Genomic DNA, 22860 nt, shown 5'->3' with positions numbered 1-22860 from the left:
CAACGTTGCATTCAAGTGTGTTCAACGTCAACCCCCCTCTGAGCTAGGTTGCTGCCATGCCGATCGACGTCGACGAAGTCCAGCGCCGCGAGGCAATCGCCCAGGCGACCCTCGCTGTCGCCGCCCGGGACGGTGCCCGCGCCGTCACCATTCGCGCCGTGGCCAAGGAACTCGGCGGGTCCACGGCGATGGTCACGAACTACGTGCCCACGCGGACAGCCCTGATCATCAACGCCGTCCGCGCCGCCGAGTCCCGGTGGCGGACCGAGCTGGAAGCCCACCTGGGTGACCTGACCGGTGCGGACCGGCTGCGCGCCACGGTGGAATGGCACCTCAGCACGGAACCCGAGGACCTGCTGCTCCGCACGCTCTGGGTCGAGATGCTCTCGTCGGCGCACACCGACCCGGGGGCCGTCGACCGCGAGCAACCGCGTGAATCACGGCAGGAGTTCCTCGACGCTTCCGTCGCTGCGGGGTTGCCCGACGCCGGCCTCGCCGCCGACGTCCTGTCCCTGCTGACCCGCGGCTACTACGTCTCCACCATGGAGGAGCCGGCCCACTGGACGCCGGACCGAGCCGGCCGTGTCGCCAGAGCGGTTGTGGATGCCCTAATGGGCGCCTGAACACGTTGCGTCCGCGGGCAAGTACGAACCCGGACCGCCGCTTTCCCCGCCGGACGCCGCACACGAATGCCACCGTTCGTTCGTCGATCAGTTGCGGCTCGCGGGCCGGCCGGTGAAGCTCGATGCCCGCGCCCCAGGTGAAGGGCAAGCCGTCAGCGATTCCCTGTACGACCTCCCGTTCCCCGTCGGACAAGTCGGGCTTCGCGATCGTCGCGGTCACGTCGGGTCTCCTTGTCGCGTGCATGAGGCAACAGAAGCGCGGCAATCCGCAGCTCCGCGGCGGTCACCAGGCGCTGTATGGCAGGTGCCGGCCGTCGGGGCGTACTGCTCGGTCGACAAGGCTCACCACCGCGAGCAGTACGGGGACAAGCGCCGGTGGAAGTGCTACCCGGCGCTGGGGCGTTGCGGCTCCGCGGGGGAGGGGCGCCGTGTTTTTCCAGCGCTGGGCGGTCTGGAGGTGGGCCTGCGCGCAGCCTCGCAACGGACGGGCAGAGGCGCGAGGCACGAAGGGCCCTTCTTCGCGCTGAGGACGACTTGGCCGCAGCCAAGCACGGTGAGGGTCCATCGTCCCCCTGCCGGAACCGCGGAATCGGCGCCGCAGCCGAGATCGACGAGCGGGCCCGGGAGTTGCTTGGACGAGTAATCTGACCGGGCCATGCCCACTGGGGCACCCGGCAGGACGGGGCCGTTCCTGCCCCCTGCGATCGGATCGAGGAGATGCGCGTGTCCGAGCACATCGAGGTACCCGTCGTCGCCACGGTGGTCGGTGGCCACACGGGCCGTCTCGACGACTTCAAGGGCGGAGTCGAGTCGATCATCCGGCTCGCTCCCGAGTACCCGGTGGAAACGCTCCAGGGCATCGAGGAGTTCAGCCACCTCCAGGTCACCTGGTTCTTCAGCGAGGGCTCGCCCGACGATGTCGCCCTCCATGCCCGGTCTCCCAGGGACAATCCGAATTGGCCCGCCACAGGGACGTACGTCCACCACAACCACCGGCGTCCGGCCCGCATCGCCACCTCTTTCCCGAGACTCCTCGGGGTGGAGGGGCGCGACCTGCGCGTCACCGACCTCGATGCCGACGACGGCACCCCGATCATCGATCTCGTGGCCGTCTTCCAGGAAATGCTGCCGCGCGGACCCGTCACACAGCCTTCTTGGCCGAGCGAAATGCTCGAGAACTACTGGCGAGACGCCAAGGAGCGCTGAGACGCGGCCCCGTCCCTTAGTGGTCTGCGTCGTGAGTCCTTCGAGGTTGATCATGCGGCGAGTCGGGACGCGGAATCTTCCGGGTGATCGGCGGTGTGCCGGTCGAGCCGGGCTGCACGACGGAGAAACAGGCCTCGACTTGGTTCAGCCAAGAGGAGTGCATGGCGGTGTGGACCAGCACCGTGTTCGGGAACGCCGTGGTCAGCCGGGCTGCTGCGCTTGCCGCGGTGGGAGGAGCCGTTGTCGACGATCCAGAACACGCGTTTCGCGCCGGCGTAGGGTTCCTGGCTCATGACCTGGGTGACCAGGTTCATGAACGGGCCGATGCCGGTGGCCGGCTCGCAGCGGCCGAGCACCTTCGCCTGGTGGACGTCGTAGGCGGCCAGGTAGGCCAGTGCTCCGCCGCGTCCGTAGGTGTGGTTGACCCGCATCGCCCTGGCCTGCCCGGGGGCGAGTGTGGGGTGGCTGCGGCAGCGGGCCTGAAGGGAAGTCTTCTCGTCCGCGCTGATCACATACTCGTCCGCGCCGAACGGCTCGCCGTACCAGGCGCGGGCGTACAGGTCCAGGACACGGGCCGCCTTGAGCCGGAAGCCGGGGCCGACCAGCGCCTCAGCGGCGTGCCGCTCTCCGGGGGCAGTTGACAGGCCAGCGCCTTGACTTGGGCACTCTGCAACGGGAGGAAGGAAGCGGGACGCCCGGAACGCTTGCGGTCGGAGAGGGCGGGCAACCGGTTCCCGGCGAAGCGGTCGCGCCAGGTGCGGACAGTGTCCAGGTGCAGCCCGGTCTCGCGGGCGATGCGTGCGTTGGAGCGGCCGCGCGCCGCGTGCAGGACAACCTGGGCGCGCCTGCGCAGTCGGTGCTCGGTCTTGTGGCCGTAGGCCATCTTCTTCAGCCGCTCGCGCTCGGAGGCGGTCAGGAAGATCGGGCGTGCGGAAGCGAGAGGCAACGCGGGAGAGCCGTTCACGAGAAGTGGAGGACGACAGGGTGTGAAGAAGCGCACCCTTCCTGCGGCGTGCCGCCCTGCACGGTGGTTCCGGTCAGTTGGTAGCCGTCAGTGCCTCGCGTGCGGTGGTGAGGATCTCGTCGGAGAGTGGAGTGCCGTTGGTGGCCCGGGCCAGGACGAGGGCGCCGAGCATGGTGCACAGCCGGGTGATGCCGTCCTGGTCCTCGGTGTCGAGCCAGTCGGCGAAGTCGCGTACTCCCTGGCTGTAGACGCGGCGGGCCTCGCTTTCTCCAGCGTCGCGGGCGATGTCGGCGGCGAGTGCGGCGACGGGGCACCCGTCTGCCGCGCTGTCGCGGTGCTCGGCGGAGAGGTAGGTGTCGATCAGCGCCCGCTGGGCGGCGTCGCGCTGCCCGGCGTACTGATCGAGCCCGTCCTTGTGGTGCTGGGCGAGTTCGCCGAACGCGTGGGCGGTGGCTTCGTCGATGAGTGCCTCCTTGGAGGCGAACTGCTTGTAGAAGCCGCCGTGGGTCATACCGGCCGCCTTCATGAGGTCGGCGACGCTGACGTGGGTCCCCTGTTCCCGGAACAGGCGGGACGCGGTTTCCACGACCCGTCGGCGGTTCTCCTCCGCCTGCGCCTGCGATACGCGGCCCATCGGCCACCTCCCGATTGGATGTCGACTGGCATCTATTCTAGGTCAGTGTTTAGATTGCAGCCGTAATCTAATTTACGTGGGCCGCTCGCCGGCGGCCGTAACGCTGGGAGTGATCATGGAGCTGAAGGACGCGGTCGCGGTGGTGACCGGCGCCAACCGGGGGCTCGGGCGGCATCTGGCCGCCCAGCTCGTGGAGCGCGGAGCAACGGTGTACGCGGCGGCCCGCCGCCCCGAGACGGTGGACCTTCCGGGCGTCATCCCCTGCGGCTCGACGTGACGGACGAGGAGTCGATCCGGCGCGTGGCCCGCACCGCCTCCGACGCGACGCTGCTGGTGAACAACGCGGGCATCTCCACCGCCACGCCGCTGATCGCGGGCAGCCCGGACGCAGTACGCCGGGAGATGGAGGTGAACTTCTTCGGTCCGCTCGCCGTGACGCGGGCTTTCGCCCCGGTCATCGAGTCCAACGGCGGCGGCGCCGTGCTCAACGTGCTGTCGGTGCTGTCCTGGCTGCACCCGGCAGGACTCGGCTCCTACGCCGCGGCGAAGGCCGCGGCATGGGCGCTGACCGGCGCGACCCGAGAGGAACTGGCGCCCCGCGGCATCACCGTGTCAGGGCTGTACGTCGGATACATGGACACCGACATGGCCGCAGGCGTTCCCGCCGACCAGAAGACCAATCCCGCCGAGGTCGCCGCCCAGGCCCTGTCCGGCATCGAGCGGGGACTGCCCGAGATCCTCGCCGACGAGACCACCCGGCACGTGAAGCGGAGCCTGGCCGCATCGCCGAACGCAGCGTGAGGCGCGCCCGCCGCATCGGCGTGGGGCGTCATGAACCAGCAGCGAATACCAGGAAGTAGCTCGCACCGGGGCAGCCCGAATCGAGCCGAGATCCCGTCCCTGTGCGGACGAGACAGGGAGACGGCGATGAAGACCTACTTGATCGAGAAGTACGGTGACCGGTCCGCGGTGCGCGCCGCCGAGATGCCCGATCCGGAGCCGGGCGCCGACGACGTGCTCGTCAAGATCCATGCGGCGAGCGTCAACCCGCTGGACTTCAAGATCCGCGACGGTGCCTTGAAAATGATCCTTCCGTACCGCCTCCCTATCGTGCTGGGCAACGACCTCGCCGGAGTGGTGGTTCAGGTCGGCTCGGCCGTCACCCGGTTCGCGGTGGGTGACGAGGTCTACGCGCGGCCCGACAAGGACCGCATCGGCACCTTCGCCGAACTCATCGCCGTCCACCAGAACGACGTGGCCCACAAGCCGGCCGCCCTCACCATGGCGGAGGCCGCCTCCCTACCCCTGGTAGCCCTCACCTCATGGCAGGCGCTGGTCGAGCGGGCACAGGTCCAGCCGGGCCAGAAAGTCCTGATCCACGCGGGCTCCGGCGGAGTGGGCACCATCGCCCTCCAACTGGCCAGGCACTTGGGCGCACACGTGGCCACCACCGCGAGCGCGGCCAACGCCGCCCTGGTCAAGGAACTCGGCGCAGACGTCGTCATCGACTACCGCGCCCAGGACTTCGAGGAGCTCCTGGACGGCTACGACGTCGTCCTGGACACCCTCGGCGGCAAGACCCTGGAGAAGTCGCTGCGGGTCCTCAAGCCAGGCGGGAAGGTCATCAGCATCGCCGGGCCGCCCGACGCGGACTTCGCCCGCGAGCTCGGCGCGAACCCGGTCCTGCGGCAGGCGATGAACGCCCTGAGCTTCAAGACCCGACGCCACGCCAAGCGCCAGGGCGTGACCTACTCCTTCCTGTTCATGAAGGCCGACGGCGACCAACTGCGCGAACTCACCCGGCTCATCGACGCCGGAGAGGTCCGCCCCGTCGTCGACCGTGTCTTCCCTTTCGAGCAGACCCGCGAAGCCATGGAGTACGCCGAGAAGGGCCGCGCCAAGGCCGGCAAGGTCGTCATTGCGATGGCGTGAGGGCCGGCACTCGCCGCACCACCGAGAGGCCCCGGGCAGCGAGAGGATCCCGCCCTCGTACGAGAACCATCGTAGTTTGACAGCTGCCGTACTACGATGGGTACCGTATAAGCCCGGCTTCAACCGGAGCCCTGCCCCGTTCACGTACAGGAGTCTGCTGTGAGCGCACTGTTCGAGCCGATCACCTTCGGTCGCTGACCATTCCGAACCGCCTGTGGATGGCCGCGATGTGCCAGTACTCGGCGGCTCCGGAGGGGGCCGAGCAGGGTGTGCCCAACGACTGGCACTTCCAGCACCTGGCGGCCCGCGCCGTCGGTGGCACGGGATTGATCATCACCGAGGCCACCGCCGTCAGCCCCGAGGGGCGCATCAGCCCGTACGACCTGGGGCTGTGGAACGACACCCAGGTCGCGGCCTTCCGTCGGATCACCGACTTCGTCAAGGCGCAGGGCGCCACGGTCGGGATTCAGATAGCTCACGCAAGGTGCATCAACTCTCAGGTCACTTCTCGCAGTTCTGTCGCGCTCTGCGCTTGAGCTCTCCATCGCTTCGTCACTCGATGGGTCCATGTCGCCCCTCTCGCAGCCTCACGCGCGACTACCGCTGAGGGCACCCGGGGTGCCCCGTACGGCCGGCTGATCAAGAGTGAGGTACAACTGGCGGTCGTGGTTCAGGGGTTGGCGGCGTTGCTCGGAGTATCGGTTGGTGTGACAGGTGCGGTCATTGCGTCGGCCATCACTGGTTGGTCAACGCGTCGGCAGGTACGAGTGCAGGCCATGGCTGAGCACGCTCAGTGGCGCGGGCAAGTGCGACGTGATGCTTAAGAGCTCGTAACGGGATCTTGCTGAGGTGCTCTGGTCGGGCGTGACTGATGTGATGTTTCGGTCGTTCGTGGTGTGTGACGACTCAGCCGTGGCCCGTGGCCCGTGGGCGACGACTTGTGGGCGTTGGTGGAGCCGTTGCTGCCCCCGTGGCCGGAACGTTCGCCGGTCCGAAACCGGTGGACGACAGGCTGTGCCTTCAAGGCATTCTCTACGTCCTGCACCAGGACATTGCCTGGCAACTCCTGCCGCCAGAGCTCGGGTTCGGGTCCGGACGGACCTGCTGGCGACGCTTGGAGCGCCGGCAGAAGGCCGGATCCTTCGAACAGTTGCACAGCATTCTGCTCGCCGAGCTGAACGCGGCCGGCGAACTCGACTGGACCCGCGTGTGCGTGGACGGCTCCCACGTCCGCGCGAAAAAGGGGGACACGCGGCGAGCGGCGACGCCGACGCATTATGCCCGTGATCTTCCGCAAGCGCGCCCCGAACATCAAGGGCCTGGGCCCCCGCCGATCGGCGACGAGTGCCTTCATCGCCGTGGGCACCACGATGCTCCTTCGTCCGCCGAGCGGTTGCGTAACCGGGGCCGTCAGAGAGAGCCGGGACACAACGCTCCAGCGGTACGTGTACGGGACGGCACCTGGACCAGGGGCTCGTCCTCATCGCGGCTGCCGCGCCGGTGGTGGCGGTGGTGTGGCTTCCCGGGCACAACGGCTCCGGGGGCGCACCCGCCCCGCGCGGCGTGGCACCCCGTTGGTCGCCGTCGCCCGGAACGGTCAACTCGGCCATCGCGTTCGCCTTCAACACCGTCACCGTGGCCGGCATCGTCTCCACTCGGGACCGAGTATGACGCCCCCGAACGCCCCCGAACATCCTTCGACCTGCGCGGAGATCACCGGGCTGGGGCGAGCCAGCCCACAGGCGTCGCCCGCAGCTGAGCTGTCCGGGGGCGCATGCCGGGGTTTTTCCGTATATTCTCACTATGGGAACCGATGTAGATGCGTTCCTTGGCCGGCTGGCCCGCGAGCTCAGGCCACAGGTGAAGGAGCTGGCCGGGATTCTGCTCCAGCGCCTGAACGGTGAGCTTCCCGAGCTGTGGGAGGACGCGGACATAGCGGCTCTGACCTTGGATGAGACGACTCAGCATGTCACCGCATTTCTGGACCTGCTGGAGACGACCCCCGAGGTGAGCGCGTCGAAGGCTCCTCCGGCCGCCTTGGAGTTGGGTCGCCGCTACGCCCGGCGAGGGATCCCGGTGAGCAGACTGCTGCGTGGCTACCGGCTCGGCCATCTCACCCTGCTCCAGCTGATGCAGGCCGAGGCTCCCCGCCTCACCGGCGACTGGGAGCTGATCAACAACGCGATGGTCAGAATGATCGCGACCGGTTTCGACTACGTGGACCACTCCTCGGAAGCGGTCGTCGCCGCCTACCAGGAGGAGCGGGACCGCCTGCTGCAGCGTCGGCTCGTCCTCACGAACGAGGCGAGCAGACGGATCGGGACCACCCTCGATGCCACCCGTACCGCCGGGGAACTGGCAGAGGCGTGCACCGAGGACTTTGCCGACCTCGTCACCGTCGACCTCCTCGACTCCGTTCTGGACGAAGCGGGTGGTCGTACGCCGGAAGACCGGACTCTGCGCCGTGTCGCCCAGACGTCGGTCCTCGACGGCTGCCCCGAGTCCCTGATCGCGGCAGGCCGGACGCACACCTACCCAGAGGAGTCGGAACCGCTCCGCGCACTGGCCACCGGTCGGTCCCTGCTCCACCGCATCGTCGAAGGACGGGTGCCCTCCTGGGTGGCACCGTCCGCCGCCCACGAAGGAGCCCTGCACGATCTCGGTCTCCACTCGGTTCTGCTGGTTCCCCTGCATGCTCGCGGAGACGCCCTGGGCGTCGTGCAGTTCTTCCGTCATCGCACCCCGGCTCCCTTCGACGACGACGATCTCTTGTTGGCGCAGGACCTCGTGTCCAGGGCAGCGGTGTCCATCGACCACGCCCGCCGGTACTCCCATGAACGCTCCACCGCCCTCGCCCTCCAGCGAACGTTGCTTCCCCAGCACGAGGTGGAGCACGTGGCCGTCGAGACAGCCGCCCGCTACCTGCCGGCCGGTTCGCGCGCGGGGGTGGGCGGAGACTGGTATGACGTGATCCCGCTGTCCGGGGCCCGTGTCGCCCTCGTCGTGGGCGACGTCGTCGGTCGCGGACTGAACGCCGCCGCCACCATGGGGCGCCTGCGCACAGCCGTCCGCGCCTTCGCCGACATCGACCTCATGCCCGACGAACTCCTCACGCACCTGGACGACGTGGTCATCCGGCTGCAGCGCGAGGAGTCGCCCGGCGAGGGAGAGACCAGTGCCACTTGTCTGTACGCGATCTACGACCCCGTCTCTCGCCTGTGCTCCCTCGCCAGTGCCGGGCATGTACCGCCGACCGTGGTGACCCCTTCGACCACTCACGGCAGCGAGGCCGCCGGTGTGGTCGAATTGCCCGAGGTGTCGATCGGCCCACCCCTCGGCCTGGGCGGACTCCCCTTTGAAACCACGCAGTTCGTGTTGCCGGAGGGCAGTCTGCTGGCCCTGCACACCGACGGCCTGATCGCCGACCGCACTCGTGACGTGGACGTCGCCCTCACGCTGCTGCGCGATGCCCTCACCACGGCGCCGAAGTCGCTGGAGGAGACCTGCGACCGGCTGCTGGCCGCGCTGTTGCCCAGTCGTCCTGCCGATGACGTCGCTCTTCTGGTAGCCCGGACCCGAGCCCTCGACCCCGACCATGTTGCAGCAATGGACCTCCCGTCAGATCCAGCGGCCGTATCCGGGGCCCGTGGCTTCGCATCCGATGTACTGGCCGCCTGGGGGCTGGAAGAGCTGTCCTTCACCACGGAACTCATCGTCAGTGAACTGGTGACGAACGCGATCCGCTACGGCAAGAGCCCCGTCCAGCTGCGGATGATTCTCCAGTCCACGCTGACCTGTGAGGTCTTCGACGCCAGCAGCACTGCCCCGCATCTGCGCCGCGCCCGGGTCTTCGACGAGGGCGGCCGCGGACTTCTCCTGGTAGCCCAGCTCACCGAGCACTGGGGCACACGACACAGCCGCGAGGGAAAAGTCATCTGGGCCGAACAAGCCCTCCCGGCCGGCAGGAAGTCCGACCACGGCCGGTGACGTCACCGTCATGCTGGTGGGGCCTTTTCGGAGGCAGACATGCCCCAGGTCGTACGGCTCACATCTGCCCCCGCAGGATTTGTCTCAGCGTCTGGGCGGCAGGCATTCTCAAAATGGCCGCATGATCTAGTCATGTGACCATCTCTAATCGACCAGATCGCGTCATGGTCCCTGTACAAGGAGCGCCCCTGTGGCTACTCCGCCGGTCGAGCGATCGACATCGTCGCCCAGCCGCATCCGTCACGGAAGAGGGCGCGACCTGGACCGGGCCGGGCGGGGAGCTCCGCTCCGTGCCGGTGCGGCTCTACCGGCCGCACGCGCCCCGCAGCGGGGGCTGCCGCCCTGCCCTGCCTGCTCTATCTCCACGGTGGGGGATTTACAGTCGGCAGCCTGGACGGCGTCGACGAAGTGTGCCGTCTCTTCGGCCTTCACGCCGACTGAGGCGTACGCGCACCGGCTCGACGGAGAAGGCGTCCCGGTGCTGCACCGCCGCTATTCCGGTGTGTATCACGGGTTCTTCACCGAGATCGGCACCTTCACCAAGGCCACCGAGGCCGTCGCGGACGCGTGCGCCAGCCTCCGTAACGTCTTCACCGGCGGGGCTCTCTCAGCGTGACCGAGCCACCCAGAGAGGTGTGTCGAGTTAACGGCTGATCTTGGCTTCGAGGTGTCAGTAGGGGCGGCGCCTCGGGTAACAGCCCCCGTCCCGCGGTAGGTGCAGTACGGTGCGGTCCTCGGGGAGCGAAAGCAACCGGATGAAACCCGACAGCGTGTAGTACGCCCCTGTGTGCCTGGGCAATGCCCGCAGACACCCCGCCGCCCACGACCGTGACCTCACCTGTGAGGTCACGGTCGTGGGTGGCACCGTGCGAGGGGGCAAGCGCCCACCGGCCCGCAAGCAGCCCTGACAACGACGCCAAAGCTCCTGGTGGGGCCGTGGTACCGTTCAAGTAGGTCAGGTGACTGAGTCGACCGAATGACTGCGTCGGGCTCACGGAGGGTTGGATGGCGTACGTGTCAGCGGGCTCGCGGCGAGAGCAGTTGGTCGAGGCAGCTGTGCAGGTGATCGCCCGCGAAGGTGCCGACGGAGCCACCACCCGGAAGATCGCTGACGAGGCGCAGGCGCCTCTCGCCTCGCTCCACTACTGCTTCCAGAACAAGGAAAACCTCCTGCTCGCCGTCTTCACACGTCTCGCCGAAAAGATGCCTGTCACGGTTGACCTGCTGGACGGAAACGAGGGCTTGGGGCGCGCTGCCGAGCAGGCCTTGACGCGGAGCATGCAGTGGGACAGACACCACACCTAAAGGAGATCAGGACAGCATGAGGACCGACGGCACGAAGTACAGCAACTTCACCGGCTGGATCGACCGGCCGGACGATGTGCAGCCTGCACTGGACGGCGACCTCACCTGTGACATCGCCGTCATCGGCGGCGGCATGGGCGGCATGGCGGCTGCGCTGCGCCTCGCGGAGCGCGACCAGGACGTCGTCCTGCTGGAGGCCGAGTTCTGCGGCTACGGCTCGGCCTCGCGCAACGGCGGTCAGATCGCCGGGGCGCCGGGTGGCGACCTGCGGATGCTCAGCCTCCAGTCCCCGAAGAAGATGCCGGTCATGGCCAAACTGGCGGAGCACGCGGGCCACTATGTGGAAGACCTCATCAAGACGCACGACATCGATTGCGACTACGTGGCGAATGGCCTGGTGTGGGGTGCGGTCTCACCCCTCATGATGCTCAGGGTGCGTACCCAGGCGGCGATCCTGCGCGCCTTCGGTGGGGGCGGGACCGTCGGCAGCAGGGAGGAACTCGGCCTCCCCGCCGGCTTCGTGGGCGGGATGCGGGAATCCATCGGCGGGATGCTGAACCCGGGCAAGCTCGCTCGCGGTGTGCGTCGCGCACTGCTCGCCTCCTCGGCCAAGGTCTTCGAGCAGTCGCGGGTGAGCGATGTCCGGCGGACCGGCAGCACCGTCGAGATCACGACACCGCACGGCACCGTGCGGGCCAACAAGGTGCTGCTCGCAACCAGCGTCTACGGCGGCGAGTGGGACATCACGCCCAAGAACCTCGCGACGCCGCTGTACGTCATCGAGATCGAGTCGGAACCCATCGCGCCGGAGCGGCTCGCCGCGCTGGACTGGACCAGTCGGTCCGGCATCATCACCCAGCACCAGTTGATGACCCACTACCGGCTCACCGAGCGCAACACCATCGTCTGCGGGGTCCGCAAAGCGCAGCGAGGCCAGACGTACCCGCTCCCGGACCGGGTCCCGGACCCCGGTGTCGTGCGGGACATGGGGAAGGATCTGGCCAACCGGTTCCCGTCGCTGTCCGACGTGGCCATCGAGCGAGCCTGGGGCGGTTGGATCGGAATCAGCCCGGACTGGCTGTCAGTCGCCGGGCAGGTGGGCGACAACGTCTTCTACGCGATGGCCTGCAACGGCCACGGCCTCTGCCAGGTGCCGTACGTGACCCATCAGCTCGCCGACTACATCGTCGACGGTGAGATGCCGGAGGACCTCGCCGGCATCTGGTCGGACGCTTCGAAGTATTCGCCGTCGATGTCACTGCTGATGCAGCCGTTCGTCCTCCGAGCCGTCTGGGGGCTGGACCGGTTCAACGACTTCTTCAACGGCAGCAAGACGCTGGCGCGACGGGCGCTCCGTCGTCGCAGGCGCGGGGACTCCTGAAGGTTTGGGTGGCGCCTGGTCTGTGACGGCGTGGCGTTGGCATAACACCTGCTCGTCAAGCAGCCCCTCGTGCTGTCGGCCGTGAGAATGGGTGTGCTGGTCGGACCCGCCCTCGGCGGGATCCTGGCCGACGCCTTCGGTCGACACGCCCCGTTCCTGTTCGCCGCCGGCATCGCGCTGGTCGATGGTGTGCTGCGAATGTGGCTGATCAGACCTGTCGAGCAGGCCAATGACGACCCCGGCACCATCGCGGGGCAACTCACGGCGTGGGGTGCCGCTGAAGCGGGCCACCGGCCTGTCCGGCGTGACCGAGCGTCTCGCCTCTGCCGTCGGCCCGGCAGCCGGCGGCTCCTTGGTGGCGCTGCTCGGCCCGTTGACGGGGCTTGTCGTCAACGCAGGCTGCTTTGCTCTCGGATCGGTGATCATCGGCACTGGGGCTGCCTCGCCGCATGGGTGAGCCGGTCGAGGGCGCCTCGTCGCAGGCCGGCGAGACGAAAGCGGGCTACTGGCAACGCTTCGGCGAAGGCTTCACCTTCCTGCGCATCGAGCCGCTGATGCTCACCGTCATCGTCATGGTGGGTATCACCAACCTGCTCGATGCAGCGTTCATGGCGGTTCTCATGCCCGTCCGGGCCAAGGAGTCCGGCAACGGGCCGACCGCTATCGGCCTCACAGGCAGCGCGATGGGGGCCGCAGCGGTTGCCGGGAGCCTGATCGCCGCAGTGGCCGCACACCGGCTGCGGCGCAGGATCGTGTTCTTCACCGGGTTCCTGTTGGCCGGGGCGCCGAGATTTATGATCCTCGCCTTCGACGCCCCGCTGGGCGCGGTACTGGCCGTCTTCGCCGTCAGCGGATTCGGTGTGGGCTTCCTCAAAGGCTGTGGGCACACCTCCGCCCGCCGTGCGGCCTCGGCAACGGTCAACTCCCCGCCGGAATCCACAGCACGATCCGGACCTTCTCCTCCTGCGAGAACACCGTTGGTTTCGCCATGCACGATCAGCCCCATCACACACGGCAGGGCCTGCAAGAAGCGGGCCCCGCCGCAGAGCCGGACGCACGGCATCATGAACAAGGTCGGCGCGTCGGATCAGTAAGCAGCGCTGACCTCGTCGTTTCGGCAAAGCCGATGGTCGGACCGTGATAGCGTTGAAGTAGTTCAAATGACTGAGTCAATTCTGGAGGGTGGAATGGCGTACGTGTCAGCGGACACGCGGCGAGAACAGCTGATCGAGGCGGCTGTGCAGGTGATCGCTCGCGAGGGTGCCGACAGGGCCACTACCCGGAAGATCGCTGAGGAAGCAAAGGCGCCCCTTGCTTCCCTCCATTACTGCTTCCAGAACAAGGAAAACCTCCTGCTCGCCGTCTTCACGCAGCTCTCTCAAGAGATGCCCGTCGAGGTCGATCCGCCCGAGGGCGAGAACGTGAGTCTGGGGCAGGCCATGGAGCGGCGCTTGACCCGCGCGATGCAGTGGACGGTGGAGAACCCTGTCCGAGTGCGGGCCATGATCGAGGTCACCCTGTGGGCCGAGCGCTACAACCCTGAGCTTTCCGTCAGCTTCTACGACGGCTTCTTCAAGTCGTCGGAGGCAGTCCTGCGCAAGGCCGACGCGACGCTCTCGGACGAAGAGCTGTGCTCGATGATGAGGGTTGCGATGTCCATCGTCGACGGCCTGTCGCTGCAGATGCTCACGAACGGGGACAAGGAACGCGCGCTGCGCGACACGGCGACCGCTTGCGCGATGCTGAAGGCCTTCCTGAACGAGAGCGAGCGAACGGCCCTCTGACGGCGGCGTTTCCGGACGCCGGAGCGGTGCCGGAAACGCCGCCGTCAAGAGTGCACCTGTGGGTCGGGCATGGTGCTCCCCAGCCAGGCAGTGGCCTCCAATCCAGGTAGCAGCCTCTAATCCAGGTGGGCGAACGCGAGTTGGCCGTCGGCGTACTGGCGACGGAGGACCTTCTTGTCGAATTTCCCCACGCTGGTCTTGGGGATCTCGGCGACGACAGCCCAGCGTTCCGGGAGCTGCCACTTGGCCCAGTTCCCAGCCAGGTGTTCCCTCAGTGCCGCGGCGTCGGCCGGCTCACCGTTCCTCAACACGACGGCCACACAGGGCCGTTCGTCCCAGCGCTCGTCGGGGACGCCGAAGACGGCCGCCTCGGCGACCGCGGGATGCGCCATGATGTCGTTCTCCATGTCGATGGAGGAGATCCATTCGCCGCCGGACTTGATCACGTCCTTCGCGCGGTCGACGAGGGTGAGGAACCCGTCGGGGCTGATCCGGCCGACGTCACCGGTTCGCAGCCATCCGTCGTCGAACGCGTCGGCTTCGACCGGCTCATCGCTCGGGCTGTAGTAAGAGCCCGTGATCCAGGGGCCCTTCACCTCCAGTTCCCCGAGCGACTCCCCATCGTGGGGTACGGGGGTGTCGTCGTCGCCCTTGAGTCTGAACTCCACAAGCGGCGCGAACCTGCCTTGGCTCATCCTGTAACGCCACAGGTCTTCACCGGCCGCATCGGCGGGAGGGTGGGCGACCGTGCCCACGGACGAGGTCTCGGTCATCCCCCAGCCGTGGACGACCTTGACCCGGTGATCCTCTTCGAAAGCCTTCATCAGCGTGGGCGGCATGGCCGAGCCGCCCACGACGACTTCGCGAAGGTGGGTGATGTCCTGGGGGTGGGTTGCGAGCCTGGCTGCAAGCCCCGTCCAGATGGTCGGTACGGCGGCGGCGTGGGTCGGCCGCTCCGCTGCCATCATGGCCAGCAGCGGCTCGGGTTGCAGGAAGCGGTCGGGCATGAGGAGCGACGCGCCGGAGAGCATGGACGCGAACGGCAGGCTCCAGGCGTTGACGTGGAACATCGGCACGATCGCCAGGCACCTGTCGCTCGTCGACAGCCCCATCGCGGCCGGAGTGGTCACGTGCATCGCGTGCAAGAAGAGCGAACGGTGGGAGTACACGACACCTTTGGGATCACCCGTGGTGCCCGAGGTGTAGCACATCGCCGCAGCTGAGCGTTCGTCCAGCACCGGGAAGTCGTACACGTCGGGCTGAACCTCGAGGAGCGCCTCATAGCTGTGCACCTCGACCCCGCGGGGCGCACGGAAGCCGGCCGCGTCACCGTTCACGACTATCACGTGGCGCACGGTGCGGAGGCGGGGGAGCACTTCTTCGAAAGCGGACGCGAGCGACCCGTCCACGAACACCACCCGGTCCTCGGCGTGGTTGGCGACGAACACGAGCTGCTCGGGGGACAGGCGGATGTTCAGGGCGTGAAGGACCGCGCCCATGGCAGGGACCGTGGCGTAGGCCTCCATGTGCTCGGTGTTGTTCCACATGAACGTGGCCACCCGGTCGGAAGTGCCGACCCCCAAGCCGCGCAGGGCGTTCGCCAACTGCGCTGCTCGTGCGCCGAGCTCGCCGAACGTACGCCTGCGCGCCGCTGAGCCCGTCCAGGTCGTGACAGTGGCGTCGGCGTGTACGGAGGCCGCGTAGCGCAGCAGTTTGGCGAGTGACAGAGGCCCGTCCTGCATCGTGCTCAGCATTCGTTGCTCCTTGACTGGGAGATCGCCGTGTCGGCATGAGAGGTGCGCAGCAGCTGGGCCTCCCCGGTCGCGGAGGAAGCAATCGACGCGGCCGGGGTTGACGCTGGCCCAAATGTGAGCGGATGATTCAGACGACTGACCTAGTCATGTGACTCTACTCAACTTTGCGAGGCCGTGGCAACGCCCTGTCGAAGGGTGGTCGGGACGCCCGGCCATGTGGTGCGGGCTGGTCCGACGTGCTGAAACGCATCGTGTGATCAAGGTTGGAAGTGACTTATGGATCGAACCATCGAGCGTGTCGATGTGGTGATCGTCGGCGCCGGGCTCTCGGGTATCGCGGCGGCGGTCGAGCTGAAGGCGAAGCATCCCGAGCGGTCTTTCGTGATGCTCGAGGCGCGCGCCGACATCGGGGGCACATGGGACCTGTTCCGGTACCCCGGGATCCGGTCCGACAGTGACATGTTCACGTTGGGGTACAGCTTCAAGCCGTGGACCGCCGAGAAGTCCATCGCCTCCGGTGAGGCCATCCTCGACTACCTGAAGGAGGCCGCCGACGACTACGACCTGAGGTCGCACATCCGCCTCGAGCACCGGGTTCTCGGTGCCGACTGGTCGCAGGGCGACTGCTCCTGGACTCTGGAGGTCGCAGGCCCCACCGGTCGTACGCTCGTCGCCTGCTCCTACCTCTACATGGCTGCGGGCTACTACGATCACGACAGCGGCCACATGCCGGAGTTTCCAGGTCAGGAGGCATTCCGGGGGCTGATTGTGCACCCCCAGCGATGGCCGGCCGACCTCGACTGCACCGGAAAGCGCGTCAGCGTTATCGGATCCGGTGCCACCGCGATCACGCTGGTTCCGGCCCTCGCCCGGACCGCATCGAAGGTCACGATGGTGCAGCGGTCGCCTTCGTATGTGGCCATCGACTCCGATGTCGACGAGCAGGCCAACCGGCTGCGCGCGGACGTGGGAAGCCAGGAGGCGTTCAAGCGGGTCCGGCTGCGCAACCTCCAGGACCAGCAAGCGAAGTACCAGTTCGCGCGCACGGACCCCCAGGCATTCAAGAAGCCCCTCTTCGACGACATTGAGAAGATCGTCGGCCGTGACTGCCGGGAGAAGCACTTCACCCCGGCCTACGAGCCCTGGGATCAGCGCCTGTGTCTGGTGCCCAACGGGGACCTCTTCCACGCCATCCGGGACGGCAAGGCCGAAGTGGTGACGGGGCACATCGAAACGTTCACTGAGAGTGGCATTCGCATGACATACGGCGAGGAGGTGCCGGCCGACGTGATCGTGACCGCGACCGGCCTGCAACTCGTCACGCTGGGAAAGATCCGGTTCAGCATGGGCGGTGAGCCGATCGACTTCTCGAAGACCTTCACCTACAAGGGGGTCGCGTTCAGCGGGGTCCCGAACCTCCTGATGGCCTTCGGGTACCTCAACTCCTCCTGGACGCTTCGCCTCGAACTGATCAACCAGTTCTGGAGCTCGTTGCTCACCAGGATGGACGAGCTCGGTGCGGCGGTCGTGACGCCTGTTCTGCGCGATGAAGACCAGGGCATGTCGAGGGAGCCCTGGATCAAGGACGTTTCCTCGGGCTACCTCGTGCGCCACATGGATGAGATGCCGGCCCAGGGCGACCGCGAGCCGTGGGTCAATCCCCAGGTTCATGAGCAGTTGAAGCGCCTTTTGAGCGGACCTTTCGAGGACGGCGTTCTGCGCTTCGCATAGTGCCGCAGAAAGGCCCACCTTCTGTGTGGCCATGTGGTTGACACCCACGCTTTACCGGGACTACCTTCAGGTCAAATGACTCAGTCAGTTGAGCCAGTCATTTGAAAACAATCCTGTGAATGGCGCCGGCCACCGTGTCCGGCCGCGAATGATTGAGGTGAGTGCCCATGAGTGGCGCTGTGAGAATCGAGGTCGAAGCGGATCCGACTCCGCTCGTACTCTCGCTGGCGAGGGTTTTGCGCGAGAGCGCAGCGGTTCCCGAGCTCCGTGATGTGTTCGCAGGATTGGCCGGCACCGTGGCCCTGCAATCAGGGCTGGACTCCCAGGCCGCGACCCTGGCCTTCGCCGACGGCGGCGTGCACGTCCACCACGGCGTGGACGAGGGCCTCGAAGCGATCCCCCTCGTGCCCTTTTCCGAGTACGAGCTCGCTGCGACGCCTGACCCGCTCGCCTCGGCGGTCGCGCAACTTCTGAGCCCGCCACTCCCCGCGTGGCGTGATGCCGCGTCGTCCTTCTGGGCGGCGAACCAGGGCTCGGAGGGGTTCCCCGAGGGGCTCCGCGTCGTCTGCTCGACCGAGGAGCAGGAGGCTCACTTCGGGGAGGGCCCGGGAGCGGCGTACGAGGTGCACGGTCCCGGAGACGCGCTGGCTGCGGCGTTCAGCGGTCGCGGTGATTCCTTTCTTTTCGCTATCGCGACCGGCGTCACGGTCGTCGGCAGCGTGGGGCAACTGTCGGCGATGTGTGGCGCGCACTGGAAGGTGAGATTCGGTGGCTGAAATGACCATGGATGAGCTTGACCGTTGGCTGGATGAGTACGGCATCACTTCAGTCGAGATTCAGGCGACCAACCTCGACGGCACGTTTGTCGGAAAGACACTGTCACGGGACAAATTCCTGAGCGGCGTCGATCAGGGATTCGCTTTTGCGGATGTCGTGTTCGGCAACGACCTGGGAAGTTTCCCGATGCTCGGTATGGCCTTCCCTTCTTGGCGCGGCGAAATGGAGGACATTTTCCTTCGCCCCGATCTCGGCACCATATGCGTGTGGAAGCCGGGCAAGGCGGCTGTCATCGGCGACTTCTGGACCAAGGACGGCACCCCGGTCTCCGTCTGTCCGCGCAACCTGCTGCGCCGCGTCGAGGCCGACGCCCGGCAACTCGGTTTCACGGTCAACACCGCCGTTGAGATCGAAGCGACCGTTTTCGAGGAGCCGATCCGCGAAGCCCGCGCCAAGGGCTACGAGAACCTCACTCCGCTCGGCGGCACCAGCGGCAGCGCCTACGTGCTCGCCAGGGACGCGGAATGGCGCGAGTACCTGGAGCGGGTGGAGGAGCGGCTGCGGGCCATCGGCATCGCCTGGGAGGCCTGGAACGACGAAGCCGCCGCGGGCCAGGTCGAAATCAATGTCGCGATGGGCGATGTTGTCGCGGTCGCAGACCGGTGGGCTCGGTGCCGCCAGGTGATGCGCGAGGTGGGCCACGAGCTCGGGCGGACCGTGACGTTCATGGCGAAGTGGTCGGACGCCTGGGGTCAGGCGTCGCACCTGAACATCTCGCTGGAGACGCAGGACGGGAACGCCTTCTACAGCCCCGACGGTGCCTCTGCGGTCATGAGCCGGTTCATCGGCGGCCTGATGCCGGCGATGGCGGGCACGACGTCGATCGCCCTTCCCTTCATCACCTCCTATCGCCGGCTCGTCCCCGCCGAGGGGCCGCCCACGACCGTCACGTGGGGAGTCGGCAACAAGACGACGGCGGTGCGCGCCGTTGTCGGCCACCCGAAGCAGTCCCGGGTCGAATACCGCGTGCCCGGTTCGGACGCCAACATGTACCTGGTCAGTGCGGCCGTCCTCGGCGCCGGACTCTTCGGGGTCCGCAACGAACTCGAGCCGCCCGCCCCCTTCACCGGCATGGCCTGGTTCCTCCCCGACGGGGAGCTGATTCCGACGAGCATCAGCCAAGCCACCGCGGCCCTGGAAGCCGACAAGATCCTCCCCGAGGCGCTCGGCCGTGAATTCGTCAACTACTGGACCGGCACGCGCCGTTGGGAGTGGATGTCGTTCCACACCATGGGTGGGGGCGATCCCGACTGCGGGATCACGCCGTGGGAGCGCAGCCGATACTTCGAGCTGGCATGAGCACCCGGATCGCAGCCGCCGTCCTGAACACGGCGCCGGGCCTCCTCGAACTCGAGGAGCTCGTGATCGACGACCCCGGACCGGACGAGGTCCTGGTGAAGGTGGCGTACGCCGGTCTGTGCCACTCGGACCTGCACGAGATCGACGGGACCTTCGAGTCGCAACCGCCGATCGTCCTCGGCCACGAGGCGGTCGGCAGGGTCGTGGCCGTCGGATCGGGCGTCTCGGAGTTCGCGTCGGGAGACACGGTCGTGACGTGCCTGTCCGTGCACTGCGGCACCTGCGAGTACTGCGTGACCGGGCGACAGACCCTGTGCGTGAACCGCTCCCGACTGCAACAGCAGCGATCCCGGCCGCGGCTGACCAAGCGCGACGGCCGGCCGGTGCGCCCGACCGCCGGCATCGGCGCCTTCGCGGAGATGATCCTCGTCCACAAGAACGGCCTCGTCACCATCACGGACGACATCCGTCTTGAAACAGCGAGTGTGCTCGGCTGCGCCGTCACAACAGGCATGGGCGCGGTCCTGCACAGCGCCTCGGTGCACACCGGGCAGACCGTCGCCGTGATCGGCCTTGGCGGGGTCGGTTTCGCCGCCGTTCAAGCCGCACAACTGGCGGGCGCAGCGCAGATCATCGGGATCGACGTGGTGCCGGGCAAGCTGGATCGGGCCGTCCATTTCGGCGCGACACACGTCGTGAACGCGAGGGAAACCGACCCGGTCGCGGCGGTACGGGCGATCACCGGCACCGGCGCGCACCACGCGTTCGAGGCGGTCGGCTCGGGCACCACGGCCGGACAGGCGTTCGCCATGCTCCGGCCGGGCGGGACCGCCACCGTGATGGGCATGATCCCGGACTCGCAGCCGATTCAGGTCCGCGGGGCGGAGCTGTTCCTGGAGGAGAAGCGCATCCAGGGCTCGTTCATGGGCTCCAACCACTTCAAGATCGATGTCCCGCTGTACGCGCACTTCAACCGCATGGGCCTGCTCCGCCTCGACGATCTCGTCACCGCCCGGTGCGACCTGGCCACCATCAATGACGGATTCAAGGCCTTGGCGTCCGGACAGGAGATTCGCGTCGTCGCCCGGGTCGGGGAGGTGTGAGCATGAAGCCGCTGATCGGAATCACGGGACGCCGGCTGAGCCTGGGCATGGTGAATGGAACGTCCCGCCGGTTCCAATTCCAGTTCACCGACTCGTACTTCAGCGCCTTCGGCGACAACGTGGCCGCCGCGGGCGGCATCCCGGTCAACCTGCCGTTCAGGGCCGACGCGGAAGGCGTCGTCGAGCGCCTCGACGGACTCGTCGTCACCGGCGGGCAGGACGTCCACCCTTCCCGATGGGGCGGCAGCGCCCAGGTCGACCCCGCGGTCGACCCGAGGTGGGACCACGATGCGCCGGACCTCGAACGCGACGAGTACGAGGCGGCCCTGATCGTGGCCGCGCTGCAGGCAAACGTTCCGATTCTGGGCGTCTGCCGCGGTCACCAGCTGCTCAACGTCGTACTCGGTGGCACTCTCGTCGAACACATAGAAGAGGGCAGGATCGTCCACGCATCCCCGAACTTCGCACCGGACGACGGCGATGACGAACACGCCGTGAACTTCACGCCGGGAAGCCTCGCCCACACGCTCTACGGGCCCCAACGCGTCGTCAACTCCTGGCACCACCAGGCGGTCGACCGCCTCGGCCGGGGACTCACCGTCATGGGCACCACGGCCGACGGCGTCGTCGAAGCGATCAGGCTCGACGACAGCCCGGTGGTGGGGGTGCAGTGGCATCCCGAGTGGATGGCCACGCCGGACCCCCTCTTCGACTGGCTCGTCGCCGTGTCGGCGACGACCGTTCCCGTCCCCGCCATGAAAGGAGGCTCGACGTGGTGAACACCGAACGCACAGGCACCGCACGCTCACTTGACGACTGGCTGGACCTCAAGAGCCGGCTGAGCCTGCCGCGCGGCATGTGGATCAACGGCGGATGGGCGGCAGCGCGGACCGGACGGACGACCACCCTCACGAGTCCGCGTGACCAACAGCCCCTCGCGGAGCTCCCCAGTGCGGACCGCGACGACGTGGACCGCGCCGTCCAAGGCGCCAAGGAGTCGTTCTCCTCCCGAGCGTGGGCGGGTCTTGAGCCACGCGAACGCGGAGCCGTACTGATCCGCTGGGCGGACCTGCTCGACCAGCACCGCGATGAACTGGCCCTGTTGATCGCGCTCGAAATGGGCAAGCCGGTCACGGTGGCATGGTCCGTCGAACTGCGCACCGCCATCAACACGATTCGCTGGTACGGCGAACTCGCGGACAAGCTGATGGACGAGTCTCCCCGTGGCCGCAACGGTTCCGTCGCCCTGGTGACGCGGGAGCCGCTGGGGGTCGTCGGCGCCATCACGCCGTGGAACTTCCCGATGACGCTGTCGATGTTCAAGATTCCCGCAGCCCTTGTGTCGGGGAACAGCGTCGTCGTCAAGCCTGCGACGCAAACGCCTCTCTCCCTTCTGCGCGCGGCGGAACTCTCCGCCGAGGCGGGCCTGCCGGCCGGAGTGCTCCAGGTGCTCACCGGCAGTGGCGCGACGGTCGGCTCGGCGCTGGCGCTGCACAACGACGTCGCCACGGTGACCTTCACCGGCTCGACCGAGGTCGGAAAGCAGCTGTTGACCTACGCCGGGCAGTCCAACGCGAAGCCGGTCTGGCTTGAGCTGGGCGGCAAGTCCCCCAACATCGTCTTCCCCGACGCACCGGACCTCGACGAGGCCGCACGGATGGCGGCCTGGGCGATCTCCTTCAACAGCGGGCAGATGTGCACGGCTGGTTCGCGGCTGCTCGTCCACGAGGACATCCGCGACGACCTGATCGCCAAGGTCGTCGATCACCTCGGCCGGCACAAGATCGGTGATCCGCTGGACCCCGAGACGACGATGGGGCCGCTGGCGTACGAGCGGCATCGCGACGACGTGCTGGACGAGGTGCGCAAGGGGATCGCGGACGGTGCCCAGCTCGTCCACGGATCGGACCGGAAGAGGACCGACGGCCTGTACGTGGAGCCGGTGGTCTTCGCGGACGTCGACCCGGACAGCCGCCTCGCTCAGCACGAGATCTTCGGCCCCGTCCTGTCGGTCACGACGTTCCGCGACGACGCCGAGGCAGTCGCGATCGCCAACAACTCCGACTACGGACTCGGGTCCGCGATCTGGACCGGCGACCTCGCCCGGGCCCACCGGCTGTCGCGGGACATCCAGGCCGGCCTGGTCTGGGTCAACTGCTACGAGGAGGGCGACACATCGGTGCCGTTCGGTGGCCAGAAGCTCTCCGGCCACGGGTCGGACCGGAGCCTCCACGGCCTGGAGAAGTTCACGACCTTGAAGACGACCTGGATCGAACTCGCCTGATCCGCCGCAAGGGTTTCACATTGAGGGAGAAGATTC

Annotated in this window: 19 protein-coding genes and 3 pseudogenes; 18 read left to right on the top strand and 4 right to left on the bottom strand. The window is 67.5% G+C overall.

The window, feature by feature from the left end; all coding sequences use genetic code 11:
- Positions 1-56: 56 nt before the first annotated feature.
- A complete protein-coding gene (locus AB0I82_RS13640; protein ID WP_363257386.1) occupies positions 57-623 on the top strand; it encodes a TetR family transcriptional regulator C-terminal domain-containing protein in 567 nt (188 codons plus the stop codon).
- A 717-nt stretch (positions 624-1340) separates the two neighbouring features.
- Positions 1341-1829 carry a TrmO family methyltransferase gene (locus tag AB0I82_RS13635; protein ID WP_363257385.1) on the top strand — a complete coding sequence of 163 codons (489 nt, stop codon included), beginning with the start codon at positions 1341-1343 and terminating at the stop codon, positions 1827-1829.
- Between the two features lie 50 nt (positions 1830-1879).
- On the opposite strand, the gene AB0I82_RS13630 is transcribed toward AB0I82_RS13635, so the two are convergent.
- The 3 genes from AB0I82_RS13630 to AB0I82_RS13620 all read right to left on the bottom strand — a co-directional run bounded on the left by AB0I82_RS13630 (position 1880) and on the right by AB0I82_RS13620 (position 3427).
- The gene (locus AB0I82_RS13630) at positions 1880-2341 is read right to left on the bottom strand and encodes a hypothetical protein (protein WP_363257383.1); all 462 of its coding nucleotides are present in this window, start codon (positions 2339-2341) and stop codon (positions 1880-1882) included.
- Positions 2338-2775 carry a helix-turn-helix domain-containing protein gene (locus AB0I82_RS13625; protein ID WP_363257382.1) on the bottom strand — a complete coding sequence of 146 codons (438 nt, stop codon included), beginning with the start codon at positions 2773-2775 and terminating at the stop codon, positions 2338-2340. Before AB0I82_RS13625 ends, AB0I82_RS13630 begins: the two co-directional genes overlap by 4 nt.
- Positions 2776-2866: 91 nt before the next feature.
- Positions 2867-3427: a TetR/AcrR family transcriptional regulator gene (locus tag AB0I82_RS13620; RefSeq protein ID WP_363257381.1), complete on the bottom strand. Its 561-nt coding sequence runs from the start codon at positions 3425-3427 to the stop codon at positions 2867-2869.
- 115 nt (positions 3428-3542) lie between these two features.
- On the opposite strand from AB0I82_RS13620, the pseudogene AB0I82_RS13615 reads away from it, so the two are divergent.
- The 10 genes and pseudogenes from AB0I82_RS13615 (at position 3543) to AB0I82_RS13570 (ending at position 13816) form a co-directional block, all read left to right on the top strand.
- Positions 3543-4228, top strand: a pseudogene (locus AB0I82_RS13615) (SDR family oxidoreductase).
- 126 nt (positions 4229-4354) lie between these two features.
- Positions 4355-5359, top strand: coding sequence for an NADP-dependent oxidoreductase (locus AB0I82_RS13610; protein ID WP_363257380.1), 1005 nt, complete (start codon positions 4355-4357; stop codon positions 5357-5359).
- A 159-nt stretch (positions 5360-5518) separates the two neighbouring features.
- Positions 5519-5841: pseudogene (locus AB0I82_RS13605) on the top strand (NADH:flavin oxidoreductase/NADH oxidase); the annotation flags it as partial.
- Positions 5842-6257: 416 nt separating this feature from the next.
- Entirely contained in the window at positions 6258-7118 is an 861-nt protein-coding gene (locus AB0I82_RS13600; RefSeq protein WP_363257379.1) for a transposase, read from the top strand.
- Positions 7119-7162: 44 nt separating this feature from the next.
- Complete coding sequence (locus AB0I82_RS13595) at positions 7163-9346, top strand: ATP-binding SpoIIE family protein phosphatase (RefSeq protein ID WP_363257378.1); 2184 nt, start codon at positions 7163-7165, stop codon at positions 9344-9346.
- A 478-nt stretch (positions 9347-9824) separates the two neighbouring features.
- The gene (locus AB0I82_RS13590) at positions 9825-9962 is read left to right on the top strand and encodes a hypothetical protein (RefSeq protein ID WP_363257376.1); all 138 of its coding nucleotides are present in this window, start codon (positions 9825-9827) and stop codon (positions 9960-9962) included.
- 389 nt (positions 9963-10351) lie between these two features.
- On the top strand, positions 10352-10651 hold the full coding sequence (locus AB0I82_RS13585) for a TetR family transcriptional regulator (RefSeq protein WP_363257375.1): 300 nt from the start codon (positions 10352-10354) through the stop codon (positions 10649-10651).
- Between the two features lie 16 nt (positions 10652-10667).
- Positions 10668-12032, top strand: a complete 1365-nt coding sequence (locus AB0I82_RS13580) for an FAD-binding oxidoreductase (protein WP_363257374.1) — start codon at positions 10668-10670, stop codon at positions 12030-12032.
- A gap of 274 nt (positions 12033-12306) precedes the next feature.
- Positions 12307-12904: pseudogene (locus tag AB0I82_RS13575) on the top strand (MFS transporter); the annotation flags it as partial.
- Positions 12905-13219: 315 nt separating this feature from the next.
- Positions 13220-13816 carry a TetR/AcrR family transcriptional regulator gene (locus AB0I82_RS13570; protein ID WP_363257373.1) on the top strand — a complete coding sequence of 199 codons (597 nt, stop codon included), beginning with the start codon at positions 13220-13222 and terminating at the stop codon, positions 13814-13816.
- Positions 13817-13932: 116 nt separating this feature from the next.
- Here AB0I82_RS13570 and AB0I82_RS13565 read toward each other — a convergent pair whose 3' ends face one another.
- Entirely contained in the window at positions 13933-15570 is a 1638-nt protein-coding gene (locus AB0I82_RS13565; RefSeq protein WP_363257372.1) for a long-chain fatty acid--CoA ligase, read from the bottom strand.
- Between the two features lie 276 nt (positions 15571-15846).
- Here AB0I82_RS13565 and AB0I82_RS13560 point away from each other — a divergent pair, with 276 nt between their 5' ends.
- From AB0I82_RS13560 to AB0I82_RS13535, 6 genes are all read left to right on the top strand, one after another.
- On the top strand, positions 15847-17301 hold the full coding sequence (locus AB0I82_RS13560) for an NAD(P)/FAD-dependent oxidoreductase (RefSeq protein ID WP_363257371.1): 1455 nt from the start codon (positions 15847-15849) through the stop codon (positions 17299-17301).
- Positions 17302-17468: 167 nt separating this feature from the next.
- Entirely contained in the window at positions 17469-18077 is a 609-nt protein-coding gene (locus AB0I82_RS13555) for a hypothetical protein (protein WP_363257370.1), read from the top strand.
- A 1-nt stretch (position 18078) separates the two neighbouring features.
- The gene (locus AB0I82_RS13550) at positions 18079-19437 is read left to right on the top strand and encodes a glutamine synthetase family protein (protein WP_363257733.1); all 1359 of its coding nucleotides are present in this window, start codon (positions 18079-18081) and stop codon (positions 19435-19437) included.
- The gene (locus tag AB0I82_RS13545) at positions 19434-20540 is read left to right on the top strand and encodes a Zn-dependent alcohol dehydrogenase (RefSeq protein WP_363257369.1); all 1107 of its coding nucleotides are present in this window, start codon (positions 19434-19436) and stop codon (positions 20538-20540) included. Before AB0I82_RS13550 ends, AB0I82_RS13545 begins: the two co-directional genes overlap by 4 nt.
- Positions 20541-20542: 2 nt before the next feature.
- Complete coding sequence (locus AB0I82_RS13540) at positions 20543-21319, top strand: gamma-glutamyl-gamma-aminobutyrate hydrolase family protein (RefSeq protein ID WP_363257368.1); 777 nt, start codon at positions 20543-20545, stop codon at positions 21317-21319.
- The gene (locus AB0I82_RS13535; RefSeq protein WP_363257367.1) at positions 21313-22824 is read left to right on the top strand and encodes an aldehyde dehydrogenase family protein; all 1512 of its coding nucleotides are present in this window, start codon (positions 21313-21315) and stop codon (positions 22822-22824) included. Before AB0I82_RS13540 ends, AB0I82_RS13535 begins: the two co-directional genes overlap by 7 nt.
- Positions 22825-22860 lie beyond the last annotated feature (36 nt).

The sequence above is a fragment of the Streptomyces sp. NPDC050315 genome (genome assembly GCF_040655775.1).
Classification (GTDB): domain Bacteria; phylum Actinomycetota; class Actinomycetes; order Streptomycetales; family Streptomycetaceae; genus Streptomyces.
Note: the sequence above shows the minus strand (reverse complement) of the source record. Positions and strands in the feature narration are given on the sequence as shown.